Raw genomic sequence first — 952 nt, 5'->3', positions numbered from 1 at the left:
TTACTTCATATCCACCAAAACCCACGCCTCCCTGCGGGCTTCAGCGCTTTTCACAGACGACCAGATACGCTTCTCACATTCAAGCAGCCGGAGGTTCTGCCTGGTAAATTAGCAATCGGGAATACGCTTGGCCCAGCGTTGTTTTTTTGAAGACGGCGGTCGTCGATTTATTTCGCTCACACCGGCCGACGAAGGTGGCTTTTGGGAACGGCCGGCTGTCCAGAACAATTTCGAGCATCTTGCAGTCGTGCAATTTCGGCTGATGGTGGATTGGGATAGTGTGGTTTGTTCATCACACGTGGATTGCCCGGTCGGCATGGTCGTGAAGATTGGCCAGCATTTCGGCTTTCTCGCACGTACAACTGTTGCGCAACTCTATGTGGGGATTGAAGGGACGCCAATTGCCCCGCCGCAGTGGTAGAAGTTTGTGGCTTTCTCCAATTGGCGCATCGACATTCCCACGATCGGAGAAGAATTCATCACACTGTGCGAGTCCGATGCTTTTGCTGGTTTGGATCAGTGACCAAGCCTATACTGCAACGCATTGCGCGCGCGCTCTAAAGCCATGATGGCCTGCCCGGGAACACACAGTTCGAAGGGCGGCCGATGTGGGAGAGATTCTTGCCGAAGACGAAGGCAATGTTGAGCGCGATCCGAACCCCCACCGAGGAAATGAGGCAGGGCGGCGCCTCTGCACATGGCCAGAAGGCGCAACTATGGTAGACGCAGCCCTGCACGAAAACTGACGGAATTGGCCATAATCTCCGGCTAGCAGTTCCGAGGACGAGTAAACCTTCTCCCCGCAACATCCCGATTACTACCCATATGATCCGCCTAGCGTTGGTCCATGGTGAACCGGTCGGCTGTCAGGGGAGGCGCCTACTAAGTCGATAGCTGAAAGCCACCAGCTGCTGTCGGCGGTCAAGCGAGCGCGGCGGTTGGAGGACACCGC

1 protein-coding gene is annotated in these 952 nt (G+C 55.9%); it reads left to right on the top strand.

Annotation, left to right across the window (positions count from 1 at the left end):
- Positions 1 to 127: 127 nt before the first annotated feature.
- Complete coding sequence (locus tag LH128_RS33755) at positions 128 to 421, top strand: hypothetical protein (protein ID WP_156800034.1); 294 nt, start codon at positions 128 to 130, stop codon at positions 419 to 421.
- The last annotated feature ends 531 nt before the right edge of the window (positions 422 to 952 follow it).

The sequence above is a fragment of the Sphingomonas sp. LH128 genome, from assembly GCF_000293195.2.
GTDB lineage: Bacteria > Pseudomonadota > Alphaproteobacteria > Sphingomonadales > Sphingomonadaceae > Novosphingobium > Novosphingobium resinovorum_A.
The sequence above is the reverse complement of the archived record's forward strand: the minus strand, read 5'-3'. Positions and strand labels throughout refer to the sequence as shown.